The organism is Pseudarthrobacter sulfonivorans, from assembly GCF_014712225.1.
Taxonomy (GTDB): Bacteria; Actinomycetota; Actinomycetes; order Actinomycetales; family Micrococcaceae; genus Arthrobacter; species Arthrobacter sulfonivorans.
Map to the genome: position 1 here is coordinate 23,209 of NZ_JACXBW010000005.1, position 22,086 is coordinate 45,294.

Here is a 22,086-nt window from a genome sequence, read left to right on the forward strand (position 1 = left end):
AACTGGCTGACGCCGTATCCCCCAATGATCACTTAGATAATGACGATTTCCTCGGCAAGGAAGGCGTGAACCCGGGCCAGGACATCCGGGACATCGTCCATGCTTTCGCCCAGGTTGTTGGCTGCTTTCCAAGCAGAAGCCTCATCGTCAAAGCCAACCGCGACGGCTACCTCGGGGATGTGCTCCTCACGGCGCAACGCCTCGCGGACCAAGAGTTCCGCCCCTGGAACCAGGACGCTTACGCCCCAGCCGAGGGCGCCGTCGTACGTTGCGGACAGCTGCTTCGCCCAGCGTTCAACAGCACTCGGTGCAGGTTCGGCCCCTTCGGCCCAGCGTGCCAGCACCCATAGCTTGAATGGCCATGGTGTGTGCGGAGCTTCTGCCGTCACTGGCCCGCCGGTCAGGCCGTTGAGGAAGTTCAGTTCGTCCACAATCAGCTTGTCGGCCACGTCAGAGTCGAAGCCGGCCTGCACTACATCGTTATCGGCGAACCAAAGTTCCACGATGCCGTCCACGTGGTAGCCCCCGCCAGCTCCCGGCTCAAGGACGGTCTCCAGCACGTGGTTTTGCCGGTAAGCCGTCACGCCGGGAAGCCCACGGGCAATGTCAGCATGGGTAGTTGACCAGTGGGTCCGGAATGCTTCCCGGCTCTTGTCGGTGCGGGCCTCAAGGTAGGTGATCCGTTTAGGCATCAGGGACCTGCTGTCACGGGCACGTCGATTTCTTCGGCCAGAAACCATTCGACACTCTCCAGGAAGTGGTGCTCATGGTCGAAGAGCTCTTTGCCTTCGGGCCCTGCGTAGGCAACTTTGACGTCCTCGACGGAGGTGAACCACAGCTCGGCCATGCCGCTGAAGGGCCACGGCTTCCGGTGCTCTATGGCCGGGTTCTGGCGGTACCGGATGATCCCCGGCAGCTTCCGCACGTAGTCCGGGTGCTCGACGTTCCAAAAGTGCAGGAACTCCTCCCGGGTGAGCTCGGGCTTTGCCTTGATGACGGCCACTACCTTGATCATTTGGCGTCCGCCTAGACCGGAGTGACGGCCTGGCGGCGCTCCACGGGGACCATCTTGCGCTTGGAGTACAGCCCCAGCCGCCTCGTCAGATCAGCACGCAGCTCGTTTGCGGGAACCACGGCCTCAACGGCGTTAGCGTTGGCGATCTTGAAAACGTCGATGCCTTCGGCGTACTCGTTGTGCTTTTCGAGGATGAACGCATGACGCTCTGCCGGGTCCTCGATTTCGTGGATCTGGTTGTAGTAGATGCCGTTAACAGCAGCGTCCGGACCCATCAATGCGGGGCGGGCCGTGGGCAACGCGATGACTGCGTCCGGGTTCATGGGGGCACCCGACATGGCCAGGTAACCTCCGCCGTACGCTTTGCGGACCAGGACGGTGATCCTCGGAACCCGGCACTCGGAAACTGCGAAGATCATCTTGGCACCGTGCCGGATGATGCCCTGGCGCTCTACGGCAGATCCGATCATGTAGCCCGCGATATCGACGAGGAAGACAATCGGGATGTTGTAGGCGTTGCAGATCCAGATGAAGCGGGCAGCCTTGTCCGAGGAATCGGGGAAGATGGATCCGCCCATGTGCTTGGGCTGGTTACCCACCAGCCCCACCGGGCGGCCGTTGATCCGGGCGAAACCGGTCAGCATTTCCGGGGCGAACAGTTCCTTGTACGGGAACCAGGATCCTTCGTCCACGAGGGACTCGACGAATTCCTCCATGTCGAAGACTTCGGCTTCGCGAAGGGGAACGATGTCCTGCAGAGTGCGCCCGGGACGCGGCTCGATCGCCGGAGCCATGGGGGCAGGGGTCTCCCAGTTGGCAGGGAGGAAGGACAGCCAGACGCGAATCGCGTTGAGCGCTTCCTCATCGTCCTCCACCAGGACATCGCCCAGTCCGGAGACGGTGCAGTGCATTTCTGCTCCGCCCATTTCCTCCAGCGTGACTACCTCACCGGTGACCATTTCGGCCAGGCGGGGTGATCCGAGGTAGGCCGTGGCGTGGCCGCGGACCATGATGGTCATGTCGCAGAGGGCCGGAACATAGGCGGAACCGGCGGGCGAGGGGCCGAAAAGCGCACAGACCTGGGGGACGCGGCCGGAAATCTGGACCTGGTTGTAGAAGATATTGCCCCAGGCGTGCCGGCCGGCGAAGCTTTCAAACTGCTCGTCGATGCGGGCACCGGCGGAGTCGAAGAGATAAACGATGGGGATGCCGGCAGCATCCGCCTTGGCCTGCGCCTGGATGATCTTCTCGAACGTGCGGTTGCCCCACGTTCCGGCCTTCACAGAGAAATCGTTGGCGATGACGCACACTTCGCGTCCATCAACGCGGCCGAACGCGATGACCACGGCGTCTCCGGGCAGGCCTTCCTCGTAGCGGGCCAACAGGCCGTCCTCGATGTAGTTCTCGTCGTCGAAAAGTATCGCCAGGCGCTGCCGAACCAGGAGCTTGCCTGAATCGGTGATCTTCTTGCGGTTCTTCTCGGAGCCACCAAGGCGGGCCGAAGCGAGCTTCTCGGTCAGTTGTTCGTGCACGGTTGCTGCCGGGACATCGATGTCCGACACCGGCGCGGGGGCGACGATCGTAGCTTCACTCATGTTGAGCCTCCAGGAATTCGAATTGTTGTTCCTCTATTAGTATACGAACGGGCGTTCGTTCGTCTAGTCTTAGAGGGCGGGACTTTTAAGATTCCTTAAGGGATCCACATCACCGACCCTGAACAGGAGAACCATGCACGGCATCGACGCCAAGCAAGTGGCCACTACTCTGCCCCGGCCCAAGGGGCGCCCTGACCACTACTGGGAAGACCTGGTGGCCGGCGATATGGTCCGGACAGCGGGTATGACCATCACCGACGCGCACCTTGTCCAATGGGCGGGCCTTACCGGTGATCTCGTCTCCCTGCACCTGGATGAAACCTATGCGGCAGAGACGCCGTTCGGACAGCGCATCGCCCACGGGCCGCTCACCATGTCCCTAGGCCTGGGACTGATGACGCAAACAGGCTACTTCAGCAACGTAGTGGCCTGGCTGGGCCTGGATGAGGTGCGCGCCCTCGCCCCCGTGTTCATCGGGGACACCATCCATGTCGACGCCACGGTAGCCATGGCACGCGAAACCAAAAAGCCAGATCAGGGCATCTGGAAAATCGATTACTTGGTGCTGAAACAGGACGGTTCAACCGTCATGACGTTCAGCAGCAGCTTCATCATGAAAAGGAAGTAGGCGGCAATGAGCATTCAGGAAGATTTCACCCCGGCCCCTCCGGCCGAGATCACCGAGCCTGCCGAGTTCGCGGCGCTAAGGAAGCGTGTTCGCGCAATGCTCGCTGAGCACGTCACGCCCGAGCGGCTGAACAAGTTCGATGAAGCCGAAGAGTATGACGTCGAGCTGTACCACGAGATTGGCGCTGCCGGCTTTATCAAGCTCGACGGTGAACTCCACGGTCACGGACCAAGGCACCAGGCCCAGGCTGTGGTGCTGGAGGAGCTCGGCGCCGGACCCACCTCCGTGGCCGTCAGCATGGTGGTCCAGTACATGGGCGTCCAACTCCTCCACAGCTACGGCAACCGCGCCCAGCAGGAGAAGTTCCTTGCCCCGCTGCACACCGGAGCCGCCAAGATGTCGTTTGGGCTCAGTGAGCCCGACGGCGGCACGGACGTTGCCCGCGCCATGAAAACCAACGCAACTCGACTGGAAGATGGAAGCTACTCAATCTCCGGCCAGAAGAGGTGGATCGGCGGTGCGATGGATGCGGACTACATCATCCTTCTCGCCCGCACCAGCGAAACCACCCGCTCCGCCATCGATGGCATCACCATGTTCCTGGTCCCCCGCTCCACCCCGGGCATCCGCACCGAGGTCATCGACACCATGGGCATCCGCGGACTGGCACAGTGCGACGTTTACCTCGACGACGTCCGGGTCCCTGCCGCCAATGTCCTCGGCGAACTCGACAGGGGCTTCCGGCAGGTACTGGATACTCTCAACGGAGAGCGGCTCAATGGCGCCGCCGTGGCCCTGGGAATCGCTCGCGGAGCCATGGAAACCGCCGTCGGCTGGGCACGTCAGCGGCACGCTTTCGGGCGTCCAGTGGGGTCCTTCCAGGGGCTTCAGCACAACCTGGTGGATGCCAGCGTGAAAATTGAATCCGCCCGGCTCCTCCTGCGCCAGGCCGCAGAAGCATCCGACGCCGGCGAGGGAACCAACGAGACCTGGTCCGCCATGGCAAAGCTCGCCGCCTCAGACGCGGCCACAACCACCACCGACATCGGCATGCGGGTCATGGCCGGTTGGGGATTCTTCCGCGGCCTGCCCATGCAGCGTTACTTCCGCGACGCCCGGCTGTACACGTTCGCACCCTTGACGGACGAAATGACGCGCAACTACATCGGCGAGAAGCACCTGGGACTGCCCCGCTCGTTCTGACCGGCGCCTACGGACACTAAAGGGGCGGCTGCCTTTCGGCAGCCGCCCCTTTAGTGTGTTTCGGATGAATCAGGAACGGTAGTCGATTTCGAGTTCCGCGATCTCCTGGTCGTGCAGGTTAACAACAATGTTGTCCGGCGTCCGGGTGGTCATCCAGATCAGCTCCTCGGTCTTACTGGCGTTACCTTCGATGTGCGGCATGAACGGCGGCACGAAGACAAAGTCACCCTCTTCGAGGTAAACAATCTGGCCGTAGCCCTCGCCGTAGCGGATAAAACCCCGGCCCTTAAGCACGTAGCCTCCGGTATTGGCTTCGCCATGGTGATGGGCGTCCGAGATCTCGCCCGGACCCGTGTATACCTTGCCGAACCAGAGACGTTCAACAGGGCTGTTCTCCTTGCTGACACCGGAGATGCGCCGGGCGTTCAGTGTCTGGCCGGGTGCGGCCGCCAACTCCTCGGCGCGGTTCACCCGGAACAGGCCCACGTTGCGGTTGATATCAAAGGCCACTTCAGTCATGGCAAATCCCCTCCTGAGGTTTGGTGAACTGCCACCTGCTCTTACTTGGGCTGGCGGCTCAGTTTCAGTATGTCGGCTGCACCTCGACGAGTCAAGACGTACGCTCGTTCGCATTATCGTGGGAGTGGCTCATGATTGAATGGGCGTTCTCTGGCGGGCGTCCGCGAGGTCCCCTGGCCGTGCCGCAGCGCAGCCGGGGTAGGCCCGCACTGCAGCGCAGGCGTCAGCGCCCCGCGAAAATCACCTGGATGCCACCGGCCAGCGGTGTGGCACCCCTAGGCCGGCGTCCCCGGACCTTCCGCTCGGCTTCGCGGCGAGGACGGCACCCGCCATGAGGTGGTTGACGCAATGTCCTCGTGGTGGTCCGCAATCCACGGTTACCGCAACCCGGTGCTTGACACCGCCGCGCGTGGGCAGCTGGAGAGGTTCAGCCATGTCATGTTCGGCGGCCGCACGCACGCCCCGGCGGTGAAACTTGCCGAGCGGCTGCTGGAGATGGCCCCTTCCGCACCGGGGCCGCCCGCTTTGGAGCGGGTGTTCCTTGCCGACTCGGGTTCGGTTGCCGTCGAGGTTGCGCTGTTGCTGGCGGTGCAGCACCAGAACGCATCAGGGAACCCGCAGAGGCAGCGGTTCCTGAGCATCCGCGGCGACACCTTCGCGGCAATGGGGTCTGTGACCTGGTGGACGGCATGCACACTGCCGAAACAGGTCCGCCGAATCAATCCCCGGCGTGCATATCGCTGCGTCCGCCTTGCCATGGATAAGGTCTACCCTTGCCGTGCCGTAGGCTCCAAACCCGCCCTACCAGCTCAACGACGGCAGCTTCGGCAAAAGCACTGCTCCGATCTACGAGACGGACGCGGTATTCGTTGAGCTCCGCGCTGTATTCGTTGCCGACGCGGGCGAACTCGTTGAGACCATCCTAGAAAGGGTATGTCCCGAATTCGGGATTAGTAGGGTTCCCACCAGCAAAAGTCACCTGATTCAAAGCAAGCGCAGACTATGGCCCATCGTGCCCGTGCCATACTGGCGTTCCCACCTGCACTCGTTGGCGGCTGTCGGATTTCGATGGTAGCAACTTCGCCCCCATTTGAATCGAATGCCTTCCATTCCACTACTCGGCCATTCGAAACGTGGGCCACTAGTCTCCGACCTGTGCCATCATCATAAACAACATGTTCGCCGTCTTCTTGCAATGCCTGCTGCACGTTCTCAGTCAGATCACCGCGCGGTTCTGATTCCGTAATAATCAAGTTAGCTTTCATGGTTGCTGATTCCCTTTCAATTATTTGATCCAGTGATGACGTCGACAGCCTCGGCATCATCGCCGCGCTGCAATGCCGCCTGTAAACCCGGGATTCGCTGCTCCGGGGTTCAGTTTCTCAGAAATATAAAACGTTCTGTGATGAAATCCGGTCGTTCCATCCGAAGGCGGTGAGGCTGTTGATTCGAAAGGCTCCTGTGGGGATCCAGAGATTGGAGCCCGCTAAATTGGGAAAATCCCACAGGAAAACATGATCGGCGCTGATGTATGAATCGATGCTGGAGACACGATTGTCGGCGCTGATCCAGCCCCAAAAGAGAAAACCACAAGCAAATTTCTTGCTGTAATTGAAGGTTAAACCTTCCCACTCTAAAATCCGCCAGTAGCAGCCGCCGAGGTTATCGTTGTCATACATCTCGAAAAATCCCTGCCCTGGAGGAGGGCCAGCAGTCAGGGCTTGAGAGACGCTGTGAATTTCACTTCGACGCACTCGGGGCTGGTCGTTGATAGGGGCCTCGTGGGATTCCACGTATGCTGCTGCATCCCGCCGGCTGCTGAAGATGTGCAGCATCTTCCCTGCCTGGGCGTCTCCATCGACCACCGTCGTCAGGGGCTGGCCACGTAGGTCGTATACAGAGCGCGGGTCGACCTGCTGCTCGTCGATCATGGTAGGTAGGCCCGGTGGCTTATGGTTATTGATGTTGAGGTGGGGCGTCGTCGAGGCACTGACTCCGGCGTGCATCAGGGGTGTATCTGATAGCCAAGTCGTAAAGTTTAGCCAGGCTTCTCGGGCGGATGACGCATTCATGTTGCTCCTTACATCTTGTTGCTTGTCTCCGGCCCGACCTAGGTCAGATGCCGTGACCGAAGTCGTTATCGGCGGTGTTGAGTAGCCAGCCGCCAAAACGGGTGCCGTTGGGCTGCATCGTCGGCGCGCTCATCGTTGTGCCGGCCTGTTCCAGGATGCCGAGCCCCCAGGGGCTGCTGACGAGGACCTCGGCACGCCCGTCACCGTCGAAGTCCGCCGCCGTCCCCAGCCTGTTGTCAGCGGTGTTGAGTAGCCAACCGCCGAAACGGGTGCCGTTGGGCTGCATCATCGGCGCAGTCATGGTGGCACCGCTTTGTTTGAGTAAACCAGCTCCCCACGGGCTCACGACCAGGACTTCCGCACGCCCATCGCCGTCGAAATCGCGCGCAGGGCCGAAGCTGTTGTCGGCTGTGTTGAGCAGCCACCCGCCGAAACGGGTGCCGTTGGGCGCCATCATCGGTACGGAAAACGTTCCGCCGGCGAGCTTCAGGATTCCGATCCCCCACGGGCTCGAGACAAGGATCTCCGGCTTCCCGTCGCCGTCGAAATCGCCGACTGGCCCGAACCGGTTGTCAGCTGTGTTAAGCAGCCAGCCACCGAAGCGGGTGCCGTTCGGCGCCATCATCACTGCGTCAAGGGTCGATCCGTTCTGTCGCAGTACACCGATACCCCACGGGCTGGTCACCAGAATTTCGGCCCGTCCGTCGCCATTGAAATCGCCGACCGGCCCAAAAGCGTTGTCGGCCGTATTGAGCAGCCAGCCACCGAAGCGGGTGCCGTTCGGTGCCATCATCGCTGCAGCCATCGTCGCGCCGGCCTGTTCCAGGATCCCGATCCCCCACGGGCTGGTCACCAGCAATTCCGAGCGTCCATCGCCGTCATAATCCGCGGCGGGCCCGAAGCTGTTGTCGCCAGTGTTGAGCAGCCAGCCGCCGAAACGGGTGCCGTTGGGCTGCATCATCGGCGCAGTCATGGTCGCACCAGCTTGCTCCCAGATTCCGATCCCCCACGGGCTGCTGACGAACGCCTCCGCACGCCCGTCGCCGTCATAGTCGGCCACCGGGCCAAGGAAGTTGTCAGCCGTGTTGAGCAGCCAGCCGCCGAACCGGGTGCCGTTGGGCTGCATCATCGGCGCAGTCATCGTGGCGCCGCTTTGCTTGAGCAGACCTACTCCCCACGGGCTCGTGACCAGGACTTCCGCACGCCCATCGCCGTCGAAGTCCGCGCTTCGGCACGCAAACTTGGCGGCAGCCGGAATCAATGTTCGCAAATCCGGACGGTTGCCGATCCGCTGCGTGGCCGGACGCTCGGCGGCGTCCTGCTGCGGGGAACCGTTGCTGCGCAGCAACATCCGCGCCTCCGCCGATGTCAGCCGCCGGATGCCACGGGCCTTGAGCGCACCCTGTACTCCGACGATTGCCCCGGTAACAACCGGTGACGCGCTTGAGGTTCCATTGAAGCCGTCGGTATACCAGAGGTCAGGATTCGCCCCGCCCTGCAGATCGCCGTATCCAGTCGTCGTGACCTCGACCCCCCACCCCTGAGCATCAACCCTGGAACCGTGATTGGAAAAGGCCAGCCGCGAACGATCAGGACCATTGTCATTTCCGTGCGTACCTGGTCGAGGTGCGCCGGCACCAACGACAATCGCGCCCGAGGATGGATTGGCCAAATTAAAAGGGTTCCTCCAGCTCGCCGGAAATCCACTCTGCGGGGTGCCATAAACCGCGTCATCGAAATTCTGTGACCCGTTGCCGGCCGCCTCGACCACGACGATTCCCTTGGCCACCGCGTACTTGATCGCGGCGAAGTCGTCAGGCCACCATTCGATGGCGATAAAGCCGAATTGACCGCGTGGCGGATTGGGTGTGTTGGGTCCCGGACGGTGGATCTCTAGCAGTAGCACGTCCCCGGCGACGAGCTTATCAGCGGCCGCCTTTATTGCGGCCGAGCTGGACTGGTCGTTGAACGACGACGCGCTGATAACTGCGTCCGGTGCGATCCCCGTGATGCCGATTCCGTTGCGGTCGCCGCTGATGACGCCCAGCACGGCCGTGCCGTGGTTGGTATCGGTGCTGGCGGTGCCGGCGACGACTCCGCCCTGGTTGCCCTGCAGGTCCTCATGGGTAAATCGCCAGCCCCACTCGCAGTCGATCACCCGAACACCGGCGCCTCCACCGCCGGGGATAGTCCAGGCAAGCTTCGCGTCCACACCGCCGGGTGCAGCATCCAGATAACCCTGCCGATCAACCCACATCGGCGTCGCAGGCGGTGCATCACTAAGATCCGGCTGCATCGTGTTGAACCGCATTTCCTCCATGTCAAGCTTCGGTGCGGACGCCGCCGGCTTGATATAGGCCGACTCCACCAGATCGTTGGCCTGCAGCTCTTCGGCCAGGCTCTCCAGCTGATCGGCCGGCGCCTCCACGCGGTAGTACGTTGCCAGGTCAGGTACCTCGACCGCAGAGTCGGACGGTAACGCCGCCTCGAGGTCGTCCTGCTGCCGCCGGAGCCGGTCCTCGCTGAGCCCGAACAGGGGGCGGACGACCGCCCCATGCACGTCAAGAATCGACTGCAAGGGGGACACATCAGCTTCCGGTGAGGCCACACCGGAAGCGCCAGCGCGGATGTGCGCGGCCGGCGCGAAGACAGCAATCAATTCGGGGGCTTGTGCGCCCGCAGGTTGGAGCGGCTCAAAAGGTTGCGCGGGGGATGTTGGGGTGGAATCATCTGCGGACATGGCTGGCACTCCTCATAAGGTCGCAACAACTAGAATCGCCGTCAATGGCGAAATTACACGGGCCCCTAAGCGACACGTGCCGGAAGTCATTTGGCTGCAGCTGCATCTCCGGCAGTGCCATTACTTACACTCCCTCGTTGTCTAGCAGGCTGCCTTGATCACCATCAACGGTCCTGGCAATGGCTATGGAATTTGTGCTGATCCTAGGCATTGCTGCGTTACCGGCGCGTTACTGAAAATGATGCTAAACAGCGACACCAAGGCGCCGGAGCGGGGCCATCACGTGCCCCGCTCGCCGGCTCTCAACAGAAGAGGCCGAGAACTGAACCGGAATCTCGAACCGTGCTGCATCGGCAGCAACTCGGGGATGCGAGCCATTCCCGGGCATCAAGCTCGCCCAGACGTCGGCACAGCGTTCCCGCTCGATGCCGGTATGGGGTTCACCCCGGCGAGAGCAGCGAAGGCCGCCTCGGAGCGGAGCCACCATCGCTCATCTCCGTGAGGCCGCACAGTCCGTTAACTTTGCCGTTATAGACGAGGGCGTTTCGTTCCACCAGCTTTATCTCGTTGACGCAGGGGGACAGACCATCTTTCAGAAACGGTTCCAGCACACCGTCGCCGGCCTTGAGCAACTCCAGGAGGCCGTGACCGGCATCCCGGCAAGGCTTGGTTGGTATCGAACGCTCGGAATGCTGCTGGTGGAACGGCTGCATCAGGCCGGGCTGGAGATCTACTGCGTTCCCCGATGTTACGGTGCGGAAGTGATGTTGAAGTCATTGGGAGCCTCCAGGGCACCAGCAGGCTTCACGACCCTAACGGGGACAGGACCGGTGGCGCCAGAAGGTACCAAAGCCGTCATTCGGGTGTCGGTGAAAATGGTGAGACGCGTTGCCTGCTGATCACCAAAAGTCACTTCTATGGCGTCAGCAAACCCCCTTCCCAGGATTGTTACCAGTGTTCCAGCTGGCCCCTTAAGTGGCTCTAGACCAGAAATCGTTCCCATCGTTGCCGGATCCTTCCCTTTTTCCGCAGGGGCCAAAAGCGTTTCAAACACCGACCGTAGCTTTTCGGCTGTTTCTCTTGAAAAGAGCCCTACAAGGGCGGCAGCTGCTGTAATTCCGAACGGATTGACGTCCTCAGACGAGCTAAGCGAGGTGGTCAGTCCTCCGCGCACGACCAAATATGCAATGAGAGCTAGCGCAGCGCCGGTTAGTGGCAGGGAGCAATACATGAGGATCCAGCTGTAGCGGAGAGAGCGGTTTCCGACGTACCAATACAAGGATCTAATTGAATGAATTGCCCCCCCTATCGCACCCGCTATCAGAACAATCATGAAGAGGGATACCTCTCGGTCTATCGGGAAGGCCCACAAGAACAACCTAATATTGTTCGCTGGCTCTCCGCTCCCGCCTTGAGTGTTTGTAATGGCTGGGGGCCAAAACTGAAGCAGCGCGTATACGAGCACAGGCATGAGTAAGAGCATGAGTAGCGCAAGCGCGATGATTCCGCGGGCACCGACGTGATCGCGACCAACTTCTGATTTTGATGGCATAAGGGTCTTCCCAAGATGGCCAGCAGCAATAAGGAACAGTCGACTCAATTGTGCGGCTCCACCGTTACCACCGCGTTACGGGCTGGTACTACGGCTCCCGACGCTTGGACCCGTGACCCTGGCTGGGGGACGAGCCGATTGTTGGCGGAACATCTATCATTCGGATCTGCTCGGAGCCGACCAGGTCCACCTGCGGGTTACAGCCTCCTTGTACGTTTACGCCCGAGGCGGCGGGTCCACCGCCGCCCAGCTGAACTTCAGCGACGGTTCCGCCAGCTAGCTCGGCGTTCCGTGCCTGAATATGAATTAGAGGCACGGCGGTCACCCCGCTGCCCCATGGGAACGGCGGAGGAACCCAGGGCTCCTCCGCCGTTCTTGTTCGCTGTCTCCGACGCTACAGATGACGTTGCCGTTGAAGGCCAAGGCCGCGGTGCTGACATTAAGTGACAGCACGGAAGCGCCGTTCCGGGGCCCTCAGCAGACTGGGAGGACACTTACATCACAGAAGGAACAAGGGATCCGGCAATGACTGAAACTACGTGGACGTTGAATCTTTTGGGCTGTTGGCAGTTACGGCGCCTCGGAAAACCGGTGCGGGTTGGGAGCCGGCAACGTCGCCTGATCACCGCTATGGCCCTCCTTGGGCCACGACCCCGAACGGCCATTGCGGGGCTGCTCTGGCCAGACAGCAATGACCACCAGGCGGCAGCAAGCATGCGGGTGGCACTGTGGCATGTGGCACACGAACTCCCGGGCCTTCTGAGGGACGTGGAGGACCCACTAACCCTGGAGCCCACAGTGGCCGTTGACTTCCACATCCTGCAACACTCCCTGACATACGCAGACGGGGAGCCTGTTCCGCTCGAGGAGTTGCGGACCGGAGAACTGCTGCCCGGATGGTATGAGGACTGGGTCATTGACGAACAGGAGCGTTTCCGGCAACTGCGGGTCATCGCCCTGGACAGAGCAGCAGAGCGGGCGCTCGCCGCGGGTGATGCAGAGATAGCGGAAACGGCGGCGATGGCGGCAATTAACCTCGAGCCTCTGCGCGAAAGCTCGATGATTCTGCTGGTCCGGGCAGAACTCGCTGCCGGTAACATCAACGGTGCCCAGCGTTCGTATCGCCGTTTCCGCAGTCTCTGGCAGGACACGTTCGACCAGGAGCCCAGCTTCCAGTTGGGCCAGTTGATGCGCTCGGAGTTGCGATCGCGCGTTGCGGCGCTCGCTGCATCCTGACAACGAGGTCCCCTTGCACCGATCCCTGCTCAGGGGCGGGGATCGTGTCCAGCACGCAGGTGAGTAAGAACGGCCAGCACTCGCCTGTGGTCCTCTGGCTCAGGGTGAAGTCCGAATTTACGGAAGATGCTGCGGACATGCGCCTCGACGGTACGCTCGCCCATAAACAGTGCCGAGGCTATTCCGTTGTTGGTCCGGCCCTCGGACATTAACGCCAGTACATCCTTCTCCCGACTGGATAAATCCTGACTGTAGCGGTCTGCGGTCCGGGGCCGGGAGACCATCCGAGTGACTAGGTCTGGGTCGATGGCGGTTCCTCCGGTCGCAACCCGCTGCAGTGCGTCCAGGAAGTCGTCCACGTCCGACACGCGTTCCTTCAACAAGTATCCAAGGCTGCAGGCCCCGTTGCTCAAAAGGGCCATGGCATTGTCCGTCTCGATGTACTGGGAAAGCAGCAACACCCCGGTTTCCGGGTAGTCGCGGCGGATCTGTTCGGCCGCCCGGATGCCCTCAAGGGTGTACGACGGCGGCATCCGAATGTCGACCACCGCCACGTCAGGTCGGTGGTTTGCTACCAGGTCGAGCAGGCCCTGTGCCTCCGAGGCCTCCCCAACGACGTCGAGGCCTTCGGAGGCCAGCAGCACCGCCAGTCCCCGCCGCAGCAGGGCCGAATCATCAGCGATCACCACACGCAGGGTCACGGCAGGGACCGCTCGGCGTCATTGACGAAGGGTAGGACCGCGGTGATCGTGGTTCCCCGCCCAGGGGGGCTGGTAACGGTCAGGACGCCACCCAAAGCTTCCGCGCGGTCTGTGAGTCCGAGCATGCCGCCGTCAGATCCAAACTCCGCCCCGCCCCGCCCGTCATCGGTAATAGTCATGCAGAGTTCCTTCGTGGTGCCAGTCAGGGAAATGGCCATGGAAGTGGCCGCCGCGTGCTTGACGGCGTTGGTGACGGCTTCGGCGCAGATGAAATAGGCGGCCAGTTCCACCGTGGGTGGTGGCCGAAGGGGAAGGTCGGTCTTGACTTGGATGGGTAAGGCCGTGCGTTCAGCAAGTGCGGTCACAGAAGCGAGGAGGCCGCGCTCGCGCAAGGACGGCGGGTATACGCCATGTGCCAACTCCCGGAGCTCGGCCACGGCCTCGTTCAGGTCCTGGCCCGCCTGCTCCACGAGGAAGCGTATGTCTTTCGGATCCTGGGCCCGCCGTGCCCTGGCCAGTGCCATGGCGACGGCCACGAGCCGCTGCTGGGCGCCGTCGTGCAAGTCCCTCTCCAACTGCCGCCTGCGGTCGTCCCCGGCCGTGACAATGCGCTGCCGGGAGCGCCTGACCTCGATCAGCTGTTCACGCAGTTGCTGCTCCATATGCTGGTTTTCGAGGGTCAGGGCGGTTGCGCTGCTCAGCGCGGCGAGGAGTTCCGGTTGGTCCTTGAGCGTCTCGTCAAAGACCAGAGCGCCGAAGGGCGTGCCGCTGCGTTCGAGGACGATAGCAGCCCTGCCTGACGTGTCATTGGGCAGGTCCTGTGGCTGCCCGTCGTCGTCGATGAACTGCTCCGCTTCGGCGGACCAACGCCACAGTGCCAGGGTGGGGTCGTGAACGGAGCGGCGCAGGACGCGGATCAGCTTGTCGCTGACAGGTGCCGCGCCGATTTCGACCATGACCTCGCCGAGGGTGCCGCGGGCAAAGCGGTACCGCCATAGTCCGAACAACACCGCAAAGGGCACCACCGCAGTCGCGGGATACTGCCACAACAGCGCTGCCGGCGAGAGGGTCCCCGATAGCTGCACGACCGCCAGAGAAACCCAGATGGTTGCAGCGGTCTTCAGGATGACGGCCAGCCACAGTGGCAGGAATGAGGCTCGATAGGCCGGTGTCCCGGAGCGCCACCGTGCGACCAGGACAGCCACCACCGCAAGGCCCACACAGATTTGGAATACCCTCGCCGTGTTGCCCATCCGGTTGGTGATCTCCGGACTGTTCCACAACAGGAACAGATTCTGCGAGCTTGAAACGTGCCCGGGAATCTGTTGCCGCGGGTCGAAGAAAGCCCACCCGGCGATCGCAATGAACAGCCAGGAGGCAAAGAAAAAAATCACGAACCGTCTCTCCCACTTGCTGCGCAGTACGCCCCCCGGAAAGCACAGGGCCAGCTGCAGCAACGGGGGCTGGTACATCAAAGTCAGTGTCACCCCGAGGGTGAAGGCCAGAGGATGGCTCGACAGCCGCAGGCCGGCCGCCAGCCACATCCATCCCGACACCACGAGCAGCAGACCTGGATTCCGGTTGGGTCTTGTATACCAGGCAGCGACGCCCGCTGCTACGAAGGACAGACCCACGGCGAGGAATAAGAGCAGTTCGGCAACCGAAAACGGGGTCCGGTAGGGATTCTCGCTCCAGCGCAGAACCCCCTGTGCGTTCAGAAACAAGGTGCGGGCGGGATCACTCACGGCAGCTGGGGACCAGTCGACGTTGACCAGCACCAAGGCCACAAGTGAAGCGGTTGCGGCCAGTACACCCCAGAACTGCCGGAAAGTCATACAGAATCCGTCCCCCGGGCTTGCGCCTGCACAATTGTTTGATCTAAGTAGACAGCCTCGCGCGTTATCCAAGCGTTACTGCGCCGGAGTGCGTGTGGCGATGGCGACAGAGCGGTAGCGCTAGCGTTCGGAGTATGCCCTGGCCGCTCCTCCCCTCCCTTCTGCTGCTGTCTATTCGGCTGCTGCTGTACCCCCCCGTTCGGCAATGAAGCCACAAAAAGGGACGGTTGATGGCCTGAAGGATGGCGCGTGGTCTTTGCGGCTTTCTTTGTTGATGCACTCGCTAAAGCCCCAGGGCTTTGGCCGGTTCGAGGATGGGCCAGAATGTTCCGTCGTGCCAGCAGGCTACGTCCGCGACTGCATTCTTGTGACCATAGCTGTCTGACGTCGGGTTTGGGTTGCCCGACATGACAGCCTCTTGGACACCGTCAGGATAGGGCCTAAATAGCGTTCCGGCAGGCCCCTGCTGGAAGCACTTCGAGTCTGATCTGACAGAACTTTGCAAAGAGGCACAACGTCGCCGGTAGCGCCCGCGGTGTCCGTCTCGCCTGCGGCACTCTGGCGCATGCAAGATCTATGAGTCCCGCTTGACATCAGATCAGCGCCTACCGCGGCCTCCTTTCCGATAGACGTGCCGAGTCGCACACCCTTCATTGCCCAGCGACGAGCCCTTCTGGAGGCCGAATACGCCCAACGTTGGTACGCAGGGGTGGCAGCCGTCAGGCCTGCCGACTTCGGGATGGCGTCGCACCGGCAGCTGGCGGACTACTTCGTCAGCATGCTAGAGCGCGTTGGGTACGCCAAGCGCGGTCCGTGTGAAGAAACTGCACCGGATCCGCAGTCACGTCGTGGGCGAGCTGCTCGAAGTGTTGGTCTGCAACTCCACCGAGCTCGACCCAGATGATACGGAAGATAGCCCTGGCGCAGATTGAGATGCTGAAGTCGCCGCAGACCGTATGGCTCGATGCGCGAGGAAACACCGTCTCGATGCCTTGCGATTTCGGGGCCCCGCGCAAGGCAACGGACCTGTCGATCAACGGTCGCGGCGAACGGAAAAAGTTCATCGACTACGTGCACGTCAGCCAGGCGAAGAAAGACGACGGCACCGTTGTGTTCGCCATCCTCGTGGAGGTCGAGATCAAGATGCCGCGAAGAAGGCCGGCAAGCAGATCGGAAGGGCGGACGCCCGCTTCCACCTTGGAGGCAGGGATTTGCTGGTGCTGGAGATTGAGGGCGGCCTCGGGGGGAAGGAACTAGGCGCGAACCAAATCATCTTCGCCTGCACCAGCCGGGACCGCTTTCTCGTCAGGATTGGGGAGACGGAGCAGTTCACGCTTCGGAATACGCGGCGGGGCGGCTATGCCGAGGCTTTCTGGAAGTCGAGCTCGACCTCAAGGCCGCCTCGCTAAAGCGCCTCGTTGACCTCGCCATGCCGTCACGACATTAGGGGCACTGGCGGGCGGGCACGGAGGGAAGTGTGGGGGTCAGTGGCGCCGGCGGAAGGAAAATAGCGACTGGCGCAGTGGCCTGCTGAAGGGGAGGAACAGGAGCGCTGCGAACATGATGGCCGCCACGGCGACTCCCCAGAGCACGTCCCAATCTTTCCAGGCCGCACCGGTTGCGACGGCCGCTGCTACTGCCACAGCAAAGCCTAGGACGTACCTGCGCGCTGGCCTACACGACTGCAATGGGCTCCTGGCGAGACCAACGGGACCCTGCCTGAAGCCCTCTATGTCTGCGCAACCCGAAAGGCCGTCGACGCGCCATCGACGGCCTATTTTGTGCCTCGAATCCACCCAACCCCATTGCCCATAGCCCATTCATTTACTCGTGGGCAATCACGCTTCAGGCCCTCCCCTATGGCCGAGCTATCCACCCCTAGTCGCACCGGCCCATGACCCCGCCAACGCCCACGCTGCCAGCACAAAAGCGCTTCACACCTCTGGCTGTGCCTAAGGGCAGCGAGACTGCACGGTGAAGTGGGTCTGGTTTCCGTGCGGCTGCACCACGAGCAACCTCCGGGCAGGGGTCAGGTCCCCTCCCGTTTAATAATGGAGGCCGCGCTCACCCACGATTTTGAACCGACCAGAAGCCAAAACCGGTTGCTAGTTGTCATTCTGAACTTCGTTGTCGCAGGCTGCTCCCCTGCGCCGTCAAAGTCGCTACAATCCGCTCGTGATCCGGAATTCCCTCCACGCCCACCGATAAAGCAGACGTAAGTGTTGCCAATGTCAACACCCCCTTTGGCAGGACAAACCAGGGCACTCACGACTCCCTTGACGTGTAAAAGGAGCCTTCCACGAAGAATCTCTAACCAAATTCGGCGACGTCATGTTGTGCCCGAAGCCCCGGACCATGAATAAGTGTCGGCCACCCCCGGCCAACTCGACCAAACCGGAACGAGGAGCCATCTAAACCCCACCACAGCAGGCGGAGGGCCCACCAGCCAGGACCCTGAACCCGCCACCCCACACACCTGAACAGGCCCCGCGGCAGCCAGGCCACAGCCCGCGCATCTAGCGTCAGAGGGACGCCACCACAAGCCATGTCAACACGTTAAAGCAAGAACCCCTCTGACGAGGGGTTATGCGTGCCCGAGGTGGGACTCGAACCGGACTCCAGCCCTTGCAAACACTGGGAACTCCCGGAAAACAATCCGGCCCGATCCGCCCCCAGTACGAGCCAATCCGCCGCCCGAAGTGTGCACAATGTGCACACCCCAAAATTGGCCGTTCTGCGCAGCCCGCAACACCAACCGCGCTCCCCCACTGAGAGGGCGCGGTTTGGTCTTTTGCGCTGGCAAAAGTGTGACACCGGCCGGGTTCGCGCCGACCCACGTTCTGACTGATTCCTCCCGCGAGGGACCGAGCACCAAGTGACCGGCAGAACCATCTAACTGTGAAAGCCTTCATGTGGCTACACCTCCTCACCCATCTAATGAGCTTTTCGGCCTACACCCGCATGACCGGCTGCGGCCATCCGGCCTCGCGCCAAGACCATTTCAGCCACGTCGGAAGCGTGCTGCAGGCAGCCACAAGACCCCACGTCCGGAAGGCGCCACCCTACTTAGTTGTGCTGATTCCATGCCCTCGCGACAATACGCTCGGCCGATGACCGGATCCAGGCAGCACCAGACCACGCTTCAACCGGACGAAACGTCCGTTATCGGCGTTCCAAAACAGGCGGGGGAGTGACCTCAAAGGGGGCGTCCGTTCTCATTGCAGATGTCAGTTTTCGCATTCAACGTTGTCAGTGTACGGATTCTGGATGACTCGCACTTGGGCACGACTTCGATATGACCGGGTGGGGTCGCCCGGGAATTTCTGGCACTGACGGCACAGGGGGCGACCCACGTTCAGAACTTACCTGGCGGCAGCCAAGCCGTCACCGCGACGGGAAGGAATGTCAGTCTGGGTCCTGAGGCCAACGGACATCCTGCGGGACTATTCCTCACAGCCGGCACCGTCAGCTGGACCCTCAACCCTGACGGGTCGGAAAATACGTTGTTTTCCGGCAACGGCAGGGTGACTGATGTCTGCCGGCTGGTGGCGCCGTAACCCTGGACAACGTAGGACGCCCCCGGCGACGGCCGGGGCCCCCAGCTACGCACCTCACTGCGTGCCAGGCCAAGAAATCCATCGCTATTCAGGCACTCCCACTACTGGCAGACTCGGACGTGAAAAGCGGTCTGATCATGAGCGGAACCATGGACCCATGGTGGGGTTCAGTTGCAGCCCTATCAGGGACTTCGAGTCCCCTGGTTCTGGATGCCACGCTCTCGCGTAAGGCACCGCCGTGCAGCACCTTGAGTCACTTCCCCTGCGTCGATCCATAGTGCAAATGCTAGCGGGTTGCTCTGACGGAAATTCGCCTAACCCGTTCATGCCTTCCCGCAGCTAAAGGATAGATGAAGCAGCAGCGGATAGCTTCATCCCGCTGCGGGAGCGATCTGTTGTTGGGGTGGACGGAGTTGGCCAGAGTGAACCGGCGCAGCGCCCGAAGTGCGCCTCGATCGGGTTGGTCCACGAGGCGTACGTGGGCGTGCCCAGCGGCCCCATCCAACGGGTCCTGCCGCGCGGGCAGCCGGAACGCCGTCACGCCGTGACCACCGTCAGTGCCGGGCATCTCCGGGATGGCAAGGCAGGGCTGCGGCACTGCAAGGAATCAGGGTGTGAGCAATGCTGTTTGCATCACCCTAACAATTACGTTGATGTTGTCGGATGTACCAGCCGTGAACGTGGCTTTTCTGAAAAATGAGTCGAGCGCCACAAAGTCATTGAGTGAAATCTCACCGCTCGCGGGCACCAGGTACCTCCTATGTTGGTATTCCCCTACAACCTGATTCAGGAAGCTTTCTACCCTCGAAAACATTGACGTGAGGGAATCATCCCGGATATATTCAGCCGGACCAGCGACAGTCGGCCGGTTTCTGCTTATTCGCTGGTCAGCCAGAGGCGCGATACGCTTCAAGCTTTCGAACTCAAGTTGCTGAGCGTTCAGCTCTGTCAGATATTGATCATAGGTCGCTCTGGAGATACTCCGAACACCACTCTCGTTCCGGGTCTCCGCATCTAGAAAGCGCCGGATCCGTTTCACCGCATTGTAGGCGGAGACCGTCCGTCCAAGCATGGAGCGCAGAAATTCGTCCTCGCGCCTGCGCTCATCGAGTCGGATATTTCGACCCTGCTGAAAGTGCTGGACGGCCGCGGTGAGCAATCCGCCGATGAAGCCAACGACGATCAATTGCAGACAGGCCTTGGCCATCTCAAACTCGAGACTTGTATCTGGAGGGTTACGAATCCAAATAACAACTAGGACGACTATGGCACCCACGAATACCGCTGCCAAAACGCCCCCGATGAATCGAAGTTCCTTCCAACCGATCATTCCCGACCTTCCCGAGGCCGTACTCGGACTGTGCACAGGTCCACTTTGTCCTTTCTTCCATCTCCCATCAGGAAGCAACTCATCAGAATCGATGCGAGCCGGAATGTCGAGAGGTAAACAGACAGTATCTGTTTGGCCGTTACAAACTCGTTACAGTGTTGCTCAGGGACAGTGCGTGTTAGCGACAGTATTTAACAGGCAATGTCGTCCGCAAGGGACCCCCGGCCACTATGTTGACGGCGCCGCGTGCGGCACACGCGTGGACTAGCTTCTTCGTGCTGCAGAGATATCAGGACGCCGGCAGTCCAGTCGAAGACCGTCAGGACGCTGCGGGGCTTGGGCGGGAAGCCTTTGCGGGACTTGCAGACGCTGAACTTACGCGCGTGCGGGTTGGCTGCGAAGTCGACAGTCTGCAGGTGCCGCAGCTCATTGAACCGGAGCCCCTTGGAGTAGGCCATCTTGAGCAGCACAGCGTCGCGGTAGGTCGCCTCCCAACGCCTCGATTACTTCGACTTCGTCGTCGGCTTTTGTCGTAGCGGCTGGCGATGGCGCGCGACGCCTAAGGAGGCTAAAGATCTTTCGATCAGCTGCGTCCCTTGCAGGTGTCGGAGTCGAAGTTCACGGCGCGCCCTCCCCACGAACCGTTGCATTCTCGGTGCTCGATCTGGTTGCAGGGCTCGGGTATAAAGGCTCAAGTCTGCCCTCGCCGGGCGGGTGTGGTTCGACATTTGTCCCCCCGGGGAGCCCTTCGAGAAGATCCTGTGCCCGTTTGTCTAGCAGGCGCGAAAGTGCCTGTTGTGCAAAACCGAAGATCAGGGCATAGGCAAGAATTTGGCCTTGGGAATCCAGGCGAGAAAGACCTGGTACAAAGTTGCCCTGAACTGCGACGAGGCCCAAGATGGCAGCCAGCACTCCGAGCGGAACCTTGAGAAAGGCAAGTGCGACCGGCACGTCGTATGGTGTCGACGTCCCTTTCAGGTTCCGGATGGAGAGCGTAGCGGCTGTGGTACCGCCCAACGCCCCTAGGAGTGCCACGACTAAGATGTCGTTTCCCGTTGGCGCTGCCTGCGGCCCTGAAGCTGTGGGACAGTGCGTTGTCTGGGGCGCCGTTGGTGCGTCCGGTGTCAGGTCTCCAGGAAAACAGAAGGGAATGAACGTTGGGTTGTTGTAGACGAACACCACAGCGAGGGACAGGAGCAGAAAAAGGAAGCCGGCTGATGTTAGGACGATGTTCCGGAAGCTTCGGAGCTGGGCGTGCTCTAGGTCGAGTTTCTCGTAGCTGTCACCGACCAGTCGGCGCATGCGAGGCCGCAGATTTTCCAGACTTTCCTGCTGAAGTTCAGCCAGGGTGATGCGTCTGGGGTCGTCCCGATGAAGGGTGGCATTAGCACGGGCAACTACCATCGGTATCTCTGCGCGGAGCTCCGCTGGGCTATATAAGTCGATCAACTGGGTTCGGGCTGCGTGGAGGTTTCGATACGCCGCCTCAACAAGGGTGCCTCGCCACCAGTTGGCGACCGCGCGCGGTGCAGGATCCTTTTTGTTAGCCGCGAGCCGAGCTCGCTGAGAAAAATCGCACACGGCGTCGGCGACGGAATCTTGGTAGGGAGTCAGTGGTTCACGCTTACGTATGGCTCTTACACGGCTCTCAATGCGGGCCGTGTCTACATCGACATGCTGTACCCAGATCCGCCGGCGCTTCTCTGACCGGTCGATCATGACCACGCGGTTTTCTACAGCCGGAGTCCCACTACCCTGGTCGTTCATCGCTACTTCCTCTGAGGACCCACAGCGTGTTAGGTCCAAGATCTGCCAACAACTGGTTTTTCGCTGTCAACCGTGCAACGTGTCCTAGCCGTTACCTCAAACCGGGGCTGCTACCTCAATTCATAGCTACCGGGATATGTTTGCACATTTGAATATGAGGAGAGAGTAATTCGTCGCCCGTTACGGGCGCGTTACTTTCATGCTTCGCATCATTCAAGATTCTCTTCCGTAGCCAGTGTCTGCAGCCAAACCGCCAATCCGGAGAGCCTCATGCGATCTCTGCTCCTCTAACAAATGCTCGTCAAGAATGGTTCTTAAGAATTCAACGCCCCGGAT

17 protein-coding genes are annotated in these 22,086 nt (G+C 61.2%); 5 read left to right on the plus strand and 12 right to left on the minus strand.

Annotation, left to right across the window (positions count from 1 at the left end):
- Positions 1-32: 32 nt before the first annotated feature.
- The 3 genes from IAQ70_RS07925 to IAQ70_RS07935 are packed head-to-tail and all read right to left on the minus strand — an operon-like array spanning position 33 to position 2,610.
- Positions 33-692: an EthD domain-containing protein gene (locus tag IAQ70_RS07925; RefSeq protein WP_190988781.1), complete on the minus strand. Its 660-nt coding sequence runs from the start codon at positions 690-692 to the stop codon at positions 33-35.
- Positions 692-1,015 carry an EthD family reductase gene (locus IAQ70_RS07930; RefSeq protein ID WP_190988782.1) on the minus strand — a complete coding sequence of 108 codons (324 nt, stop codon included), beginning with the start codon at positions 1,013-1,015 and terminating at the stop codon, positions 692-694. The genes IAQ70_RS07925 and IAQ70_RS07930 overlap by 1 nt, the downstream gene beginning before the upstream one ends.
- 11 nt (positions 1,016-1,026) lie before the next feature.
- A complete protein-coding gene (locus tag IAQ70_RS07935; protein WP_190988783.1) occupies positions 1,027-2,610 on the minus strand; it encodes an acyl-CoA carboxylase subunit beta in 1,584 nt (527 codons plus the stop codon).
- Between the two features lie 133 nt (positions 2,611-2,743).
- Here IAQ70_RS07935 and IAQ70_RS07940 point away from each other — a divergent pair, with 133 nt between their 5' ends.
- Positions 2,744-3,238, plus strand: coding sequence for a MaoC/PaaZ C-terminal domain-containing protein (locus IAQ70_RS07940; RefSeq protein ID WP_190988784.1), 495 nt, complete (start codon positions 2,744-2,746; stop codon positions 3,236-3,238).
- Positions 3,239-3,244: 6 nt separating this feature from the next.
- A complete protein-coding gene (locus IAQ70_RS07945; RefSeq protein WP_190988785.1) occupies positions 3,245-4,441 on the plus strand; it encodes an acyl-CoA dehydrogenase family protein in 1,197 nt (398 codons plus the stop codon).
- 69 nt (positions 4,442-4,510) lie between these two features.
- Here IAQ70_RS07945 and IAQ70_RS07950 read toward each other — a convergent pair whose 3' ends face one another.
- On the minus strand, positions 4,511-4,960 hold the full coding sequence (locus tag IAQ70_RS07950) for a cupin domain-containing protein (protein WP_190988786.1): 450 nt from the start codon (positions 4,958-4,960) through the stop codon (positions 4,511-4,513).
- A 348-nt stretch (positions 4,961-5,308) separates the two neighbouring features.
- Between IAQ70_RS07950 and IAQ70_RS07955 the strand changes: the two genes are divergently transcribed.
- Positions 5,309-5,833, plus strand: coding sequence for an aminotransferase class III-fold pyridoxal phosphate-dependent enzyme (locus IAQ70_RS07955; protein WP_407682569.1), 525 nt, complete (start codon positions 5,309-5,311; stop codon positions 5,831-5,833).
- 509 nt (positions 5,834-6,342) lie between these two features.
- On the opposite strand, the gene IAQ70_RS07960 is transcribed toward IAQ70_RS07955, so the two are convergent.
- The 3 genes from IAQ70_RS07960 to IAQ70_RS23295 all read right to left on the minus strand — a co-directional run bounded on the left by IAQ70_RS07960 (position 6,343) and on the right by IAQ70_RS23295 (position 11,324).
- Complete coding sequence (locus IAQ70_RS07960) at positions 6,343-7,032, minus strand: hypothetical protein (RefSeq protein ID WP_190988787.1); 690 nt, start codon at positions 7,030-7,032, stop codon at positions 6,343-6,345.
- Positions 7,033-7,075: 43 nt separating this feature from the next.
- Complete coding sequence (locus IAQ70_RS07965) at positions 7,076-9,772, minus strand: FG-GAP-like repeat-containing protein (RefSeq protein WP_190988788.1); 2,697 nt, start codon at positions 9,770-9,772, stop codon at positions 7,076-7,078.
- 748 nt (positions 9,773-10,520) lie between these two features.
- Positions 10,521-11,324 carry an IPT/TIG domain-containing protein gene (locus IAQ70_RS23295; protein WP_407682570.1) on the minus strand — a complete coding sequence of 268 codons (804 nt, stop codon included), beginning with the start codon at positions 11,322-11,324 and terminating at the stop codon, positions 10,521-10,523.
- A gap of 798 nt (positions 11,325-12,122) precedes the next feature.
- On the opposite strand from IAQ70_RS23295, the gene IAQ70_RS07975 reads away from it, so the two are divergent.
- Complete coding sequence (locus tag IAQ70_RS07975; protein WP_190988790.1) at positions 12,123-12,560, plus strand: AfsR/SARP family transcriptional regulator; 438 nt, start codon at positions 12,123-12,125, stop codon at positions 12,558-12,560.
- A 29-nt stretch (positions 12,561-12,589) separates the two neighbouring features.
- Here the strand turns inward: IAQ70_RS07975 and IAQ70_RS07980 are convergent, their stop codons facing one another.
- Both IAQ70_RS07980 and IAQ70_RS07985 read right to left on the minus strand, forming a co-directional pair.
- Complete coding sequence (locus IAQ70_RS07980) at positions 12,590-13,261, minus strand: response regulator transcription factor (RefSeq protein ID WP_190988791.1); 672 nt, start codon at positions 13,259-13,261, stop codon at positions 12,590-12,592.
- Positions 13,258-15,096 carry a sensor histidine kinase gene (locus IAQ70_RS07985; RefSeq protein ID WP_190988792.1) on the minus strand — a complete coding sequence of 613 codons (1,839 nt, stop codon included), beginning with the start codon at positions 15,094-15,096 and terminating at the stop codon, positions 13,258-13,260. Before IAQ70_RS07985 ends, IAQ70_RS07980 begins: the two co-directional genes overlap by 4 nt.
- A gap of 900 nt (positions 15,097-15,996) precedes the next feature.
- On the opposite strand from IAQ70_RS07985, the gene IAQ70_RS07990 reads away from it, so the two are divergent.
- Entirely contained in the window at positions 15,997-16,353 is a 357-nt protein-coding gene (locus IAQ70_RS07990; protein WP_190988793.1) for a hypothetical protein, read from the plus strand.
- Between the two features lie 227 nt (positions 16,354-16,580).
- Here the strand turns inward: IAQ70_RS07990 and IAQ70_RS07995 are convergent, their stop codons facing one another.
- From IAQ70_RS07995 to IAQ70_RS08005, 3 genes are all read right to left on the minus strand, one after another.
- Positions 16,581-16,739 carry a hypothetical protein gene (locus tag IAQ70_RS07995; protein WP_190988794.1) on the minus strand — a complete coding sequence of 53 codons (159 nt, stop codon included), beginning with the start codon at positions 16,737-16,739 and terminating at the stop codon, positions 16,581-16,583.
- A 2,521-nt stretch (positions 16,740-19,260) separates the two neighbouring features.
- Complete coding sequence (locus IAQ70_RS08000; RefSeq protein WP_190988795.1) at positions 19,261-19,983, minus strand: hypothetical protein; 723 nt, start codon at positions 19,981-19,983, stop codon at positions 19,261-19,263.
- A gap of 618 nt (positions 19,984-20,601) precedes the next feature.
- A complete protein-coding gene (locus IAQ70_RS08005; protein WP_190988796.1) occupies positions 20,602-21,750 on the minus strand; it encodes a hypothetical protein in 1,149 nt (382 codons plus the stop codon).
- Positions 21,751-22,086 lie beyond the last annotated feature (336 nt).

Bases quoted from the DNA above. Each gene is read 5' to 3' on its own strand.
- IAQ70_RS07950 (WP_190988786.1), bottom strand. From the start codon at position 4,960: ATGACTGAAGTGGCCTTTGATATCAACCGCAACGTGGGCCTGTTCCGG.
- IAQ70_RS08005 (WP_190988796.1), bottom strand. From the start codon at position 21,750: ATGAACGACCAGGGTAGTGGGACTCCGGCTGTAGAAAACCGCGTGGTC.
- IAQ70_RS07930 (WP_190988782.1), bottom strand. From the start codon at position 1,015: ATGATCAAGGTAGTGGCCGTCATCAAGGCAAAGCCCGAGCTCACCCGG.
- IAQ70_RS07965 (WP_190988788.1), bottom strand. From the start codon at position 9,772: ATGTCCGCAGATGATTCCACCCCAACATCCCCCGCGCAACCTTTTGAG.
- IAQ70_RS07935 (WP_190988783.1), bottom strand. From the start codon at position 2,610: ATGAGTGAAGCTACGATCGTCGCCCCCGCGCCGGTGTCGGACATCGAT.
- IAQ70_RS07940 (WP_190988784.1), top strand. From the start codon at position 2,744: ATGCACGGCATCGACGCCAAGCAAGTGGCCACTACTCTGCCCCGGCCC.
- IAQ70_RS23295 (WP_407682570.1), bottom strand. From the start codon at position 11,324: ATGCCATCAAAATCAGAAGTTGGTCGCGATCACGTCGGTGCCCGCGGA.
- IAQ70_RS07945 (WP_190988785.1), top strand. From the start codon at position 3,245: ATGAGCATTCAGGAAGATTTCACCCCGGCCCCTCCGGCCGAGATCACC.
- IAQ70_RS07960 (WP_190988787.1), bottom strand. From the start codon at position 7,032: ATGAATGCGTCATCCGCCCGAGAAGCCTGGCTAAACTTTACGACTTGG.
- IAQ70_RS08000 (WP_190988795.1), bottom strand. From the start codon at position 19,983: ATGATCGGTTGGAAGGAACTTCGATTCATCGGGGGCGTTTTGGCAGCG.
- IAQ70_RS07955 (WP_407682569.1), top strand. From the start codon at position 5,309: ATGTCCTCGTGGTGGTCCGCAATCCACGGTTACCGCAACCCGGTGCTT.
- IAQ70_RS07925 (WP_190988781.1), bottom strand. From the start codon at position 692: ATGCCTAAACGGATCACCTACCTTGAGGCCCGCACCGACAAGAGCCGG.
- IAQ70_RS07985 (WP_190988792.1), bottom strand. From the start codon at position 15,096: ATGACTTTCCGGCAGTTCTGGGGTGTACTGGCCGCAACCGCTTCACTT.
- IAQ70_RS07990 (WP_190988793.1), top strand. From the start codon at position 15,997: ATGATACGGAAGATAGCCCTGGCGCAGATTGAGATGCTGAAGTCGCCG.